The following is a 4,931-nucleotide window of genomic DNA, read 5'->3' on the forward strand; positions in this document are numbered from 1 at the left end:
TTGAGGCCTGGCCGGGTGAGTGGCGTCTGCATTTGCAGAAGTCCGGTTGTGGTTGGGTCGCTGAGTTGGTGGATGGTCATCCGGGTGTCGATCAGGCGATGGTGGTGTCGATGATTCTCGAACGCCATGCTGGGGGTGCCAAGCGCAACATTCATTTCACCGGCCGTTACGGCGTTTAACCCGAGGAGAATCAGTATGAGCCAGACACTGGAACGCGCCATTGCCATCGCCGCCGCAGCGCATGAGGGACAGGTGGACAAGGGCGGCGCGCCTTACATCCTGCATCCACTTCTGGGCTCTAAAAATCTTGATAGTCTTTAAAGGCGCAGTTGTAGAAGAGTACGCCAAGTTCCGTTATGTTGAACTTTGATCCATCTCTATACGCTAGGCCACATGCGAAAAGAAGTGCTTCTTCTGGGATTTTGTTGGAGTGCTTGTAAGGGAAACCATCATTTGATTTTATAAATTCAGGTAGTGCTAGCAAGCTTGCTACCGATGCGGCATGAATTATCTGTACAAGTGTTTCATATGAGGTGTAATCAATATCTCTAGTGCAAAGTTTAGAAACCAATCGGCCAACAATAGCGGCTTTTAGGGGTTTTGAGCTTTCTATCGTGATTAAAAGGAGAGAGTCTGTAAACTCCTCTGTTTTTCCTGTGTTGTTTAGTTTGTTATATAGATTTTCTACTGTTTCTGTATCATTGATTTTACAGGCTTCAAGAAAGGCTGCGCAATTTCTACGGTACTTGTGTTGTTGGAAGGAGTCCTTTATCTCAAGGACCTTCATTCCTTGAGATACAACAGGTATTTCACTTAAAGCTCCTGTCTCGTCAATCGTTTTTATTAGTAGATCCACACCCTCTGCGACATAGTCTTTGGAGTCAATTATGGTCTGCTTTACGATCGATAATATCCCGGTTTTCTTGCCGTCCATGTACCGCTGCCTTTTGCCAGTTGAGATTTTTTTTGGTGGTGTTTGAAAGCACTTATTTGATTCCGCCCGCTACTTTATTCGTGTAGTGAAAGGCCGTATCCGCTTTTGACGCCATGCTGCAATCAGTTGTCTTGAAAGTACCATCTTACAGAGCCCATATCTTGATTCGACAAGCTATGTCCTCATCCTCAAAGGCAACCTGCCTAGGAGAAACCTCCACTTTTTGCTGCATAAATGGAGATAGGGATCGCGTTCAAATTACGGTGAGCTGAAAGAACTATCCTGCACACTTTCGCAAAATTCCAACTCCCATGATGAAAATAAACACCCATCCGATCCAACCTAAACCGGAGGATCGCTTTGGGGGACTCGTTGGTATTGGAGTTGGAGAGTTTCGCCAGTGCGACGGTGGCAGAGGAGGGCTTGCGGCCGGGCGAGTAGCCTGAGGTGTCTGAGCTCGCATCTTTTCAAGCAATTGCTGGTTCGAGCTTTTCGGGGAGGCTACTTGCGATGGTGCGCTCGGTATTGGTTTAGTGGAAGCGGATTTTCCTCTACCCATTGTCTCGAGAATGTTTGCGTTTCGACTCTGAGAGGGGCTCACCACCACTGATGGGCCGGAGCCAAGAAGACGGAATCGTGCCTCCTGCTCCGGTAGCTGTTGAATCTGCCCAGGAGTTGTAATAGTGATCGACAAATGCGTGTATCGAGTGGACTTGGCTTGACCATGATAAGGGGGATCAACTAATCCCGAGACTGACAGCCAGCGGCCGACCCAAGACTGATCGGGCACGTTCGGTTCAATGGTCTTCATTCCATCGAACCAGATAGATAGCTTCACGGTTTCGCCGCGCCAGTCGGAAAAGTTCACAAACACATAAGGTTTCTTGTTAGCGCCCCATCCGTTACGAACGGAGTGGATCTGACCGATAAGCTCGATACGGTTGCCCACGTGAGCAAATACTTGGACATATTTTGTTGCGTCACAAACCGGATAGGCACCTTGATAACCTATCACTGCGGGAGTGGCTTTTAGCTTGAAAGTAATCGCCTCGCCGATGACCCCTTTGTCCTGGAGAAAGTCTGCCAGCGTGGGGACGCTTTGAAATTCGCCAGCCACGACGCGGGCTAAGTTTTTAGCGTGCGTCGCTACGCTCTGAAGTTTGAGAACTTCTCTGAAAATGACTGATGAGCCAGGATCAAGGAAGTCATTTCGCCGAAACACCACTGCACTCGGTTCAGATCGAGAAACCGCCCAAAGCGATGGGGAGATTGCTAGCGCCTGGAGGGCTACATCCAAGGTGATGAATGAGAAGCGGTCTAGCTTTTCGTTGAAATCTCTAGGCGTGCGCTTTGGGTGCTGGAAGTTGATTTGCCCCAGTTCGGTCGCGGTAGAACCCTGAAACGTCTCAACGAACATTCCATCGTAGTCGATAAGCTGTACGGTACTTCCGTCGGCACTCACCATCACGTTTTCGGGCTGAATATCCCCATGAGATATCTGGTTCTGTTCCAGAAACGCCGCCAGCTTGGCGAGAGCTTGCCGAAGGCGCTGAAGTGCTTGGGTGTTTCGGTGCTCGCTTTCAAGGAATTCAGCCAGGGTCCGCCCCTGCGCCCAAGCCATCTTGACTATGGGATAAATCGACCCTTGGATGCGAATTCCATTCGGGATGAACTCGAAGGGCAGAAAGTAAGGATTAGCCAGCTGCTTGATTCGAGCGGAGATCGCCTGATAGCGTTGTTCCAGCTCCCGTGACTGTTTGTGAAAGCAGCGCAGTGCGAACTTCTTGGTCCCAACGTCCACGGTATAGGTAAGAGCAAATCCGCCGCACAAGGCTAGAGGAAGACCCAAGCCAGACGTCTTCAAACGACCGTGTTTTAACTCGGCGTCTTGCAACACCAACTGCGGGGACTGTAAGGCCTCGTTGTACTGCTCCAGGGTTGGATATGCCATGGCTTACGTTGAGCTAGTTAGGGTAACGATAATTAAGGTTGTGTCGTCTCGACGCAATGCACCGGAAGCACGCTCGGCCTCCACCAACTCAAGGAAGTCATGCGGATCCCTGATCTTACTAAGCCGTTCAAAGGCCAAGAAATTACCTTGCTCCTGGCTCTGCAACAACCATGCGCCCAGTGCGTCAGTCATGCAAAGAAGAAAGTATGTCCCTTGTTGGTCGTAACTCCACTCCCTTCGATTCCAAGGACCTAGCTCGCCAACACTCACGGATGCATTAAATTCTTGGCGAGTAGCTAGAAGCGTAGGCTTCTCTGTGAACTGTTCAGCACGTGAATAAGGGGCTGTGTCTATTACGCTATCTCCATTGCTCCAGACAGCAAGACTATCTCCCAAGGCAGTGATGGCTACAGTTTGGCGATCTGGATCATCCTGTGCGATCACCAATGTGGCAAAGCTGCCTCGCTCGTAAGCTGCGGCTTTAGACCAAGATAAGGTACTGGGATCGTGGAGAGCTCCATACGCTTGAATACACGAACAGATCCCCTCGTCCGATGGTTCAGTGTCTAGGAATTGATTCACTACCAAGTTGGCCCAGTTACGGGCGTCAAAGGATTCTGAGGCGCCATCCGATAGCACCACACGGCCCCTATCCTGAGCCATGCGGTAAGCGTCCTCGTTTTCCTCGGGAGACTCCACGTGCTTGGCAACCGTCCCTTCGAAAATGATTCGAAATGCCATGGTCAGCGCAACTGAGCAGCCCGGGTGCCGATATCGAAAAAGTCGACAATCTCGGCGATATCACCGTTGAAAACGAATCCACGGGATTCCATGGTGGCTTTGATACCCTTCTCTTCAGCGACTCTTTGGAGGTGAGCAGGCAGAGGGCTGGACATGCGGAACAAGAGTTTTGCGTAGCTATCGCTTAAGTTCGAATCCGAGATTGGGAACTTCACCGGATCGCCCCCATTGGTACTTACGTGGAGGTTGAACAGAAGCACATGACCGTCGCTGGTGCTGACCTGCTGGAGTTGCTGAGCTAAACCTTCTGGATCTCCGTCAGTCGATTCACCGTCGGTTACATGTAAGACGGTTGGTGGGTAACTATCCGGGTGTGCATCGCACCAAGCAACCAACTGCTCTGCAGCTGCGGTGATGGCAGTGCACATAGGGGTGCCGCCTGCGGCTTTAGGCTCAAACCAAATCGGGAACTTAATGGCCTGATCCACTAGGCCACCTGCTCCGTCATCCATCCGCTTGATCCGGTCTTCGATACGCAGAGGATTAGCTTCGATCCGAGAAATAGGATGAAGGATGGAACCTGAAAGATTTCCAGCCAAGCCGTTCGCGGCGGTGGAGCCGGAGTAACCCAAGACACCAACCTCGAAGTAGTCACGAGTGCCTTCGGATTTCGTGCAGCGAGTAATTAGCGTGGCAAATGTGCGATTTAGAACGTCCGCCACGAACTGGGCCTTGGATTTTCCGTTATCCATGATGTCCTGCATTGACCCAGACTGGTCTACCAGGAACAGGAACGCGGTAGGGCTGGTTCGGCTGATTTCGGCGCTGTAGCTCATGGGAACCCTCAATGGTTAATCACTATCCAGCGGCCGATCATATAGCATTTTGAAATCATCATGAAACATCACGAAATCATGGAAGGTTAGATTCGTAGTACGTATTGGGTTTGAGGACGGATCTCGATTTTTCCGCTCAGTAGTTTTGAAAGTCGTGGTCTGGCCCTAGGATTTTAGGACGCTTGCGCGGTCCTTTTGATAATGGGACTTGCCCCATTTGGTGGCGTAGCCTCGTAAACCGAGCGATGCAGTGCTGTAACGGGCTACCAACGGGGGGGCTCTCACCATAAGGGGAGAATTCCTACAGATTTTGCAGACTTCAAAATCCTGGCCGAGCCTTCGTCGAATGATCAGGCGCGGGATTTTCGCGGGTGAGGATGCTTGCTTCCGTTCAGCGTCGCCGCCGTCGTAGACTGAAAGCCAACGAGAAACCAAGGATGGAACACGCCCATGATCGAAATCGGCAGCC

At 51.0% G+C, this 4,931-nt stretch carries 4 protein-coding genes and 1 pseudogene; 1 reads left to right on the forward strand and 4 read right to left on the reverse strand.

The genetic code is table 11. From position 1 onward, the window contains the following. Positions 1-195: 195 nt before the first annotated feature. Positions 196-291, forward strand: a pseudogene (locus AACY49_RS29280) (GTP pyrophosphokinase); the annotation flags it as partial. Positions 292-298: 7 nt separating this feature from the next. Here the strand turns inward: AACY49_RS29280 and AACY49_RS29285 are convergent. The 4 genes from AACY49_RS29285 to AACY49_RS29300 all read right to left on the reverse strand — a co-directional run bounded on the left by AACY49_RS29285 (position 299) and on the right by AACY49_RS29300 (position 4,462). Next, a complete protein-coding gene (locus AACY49_RS29285; RefSeq protein WP_339527647.1) occupies positions 299-934 on the reverse strand; it encodes a hypothetical protein in 636 nt (211 codons plus the stop codon). A gap of 277 nt (positions 935-1,211) precedes the next feature. Next, positions 1,212-2,885 (reverse strand): protein kinase family protein, encoded by a 1,674-nt coding sequence (locus tag AACY49_RS29290; RefSeq protein ID WP_339527649.1) that lies wholly within the window; start codon positions 2,883-2,885, stop codon positions 1,212-1,214. A gap of 3 nt (positions 2,886-2,888) precedes the next feature. Then, complete coding sequence (locus tag AACY49_RS29295; RefSeq protein ID WP_339527650.1) at positions 2,889-3,626, reverse strand: hypothetical protein; 738 nt, start codon at positions 3,624-3,626, stop codon at positions 2,889-2,891. A 2-nt stretch (positions 3,627-3,628) separates the two neighbouring features. Next, positions 3,629-4,462, reverse strand: coding sequence for a vWA domain-containing protein (locus AACY49_RS29300; protein ID WP_339527651.1), 834 nt, complete (start codon positions 4,460-4,462; stop codon positions 3,629-3,631). Positions 4,463-4,931: the final 469 nt, after the last annotated feature.

The sequence above is a fragment of the Pseudomonas sp. EL_65y_Pfl2_R96 genome, assembly GCF_963970905.1.
Classification (GTDB): domain Bacteria; phylum Pseudomonadota; class Gammaproteobacteria; order Pseudomonadales; family Pseudomonadaceae; genus Aquipseudomonas.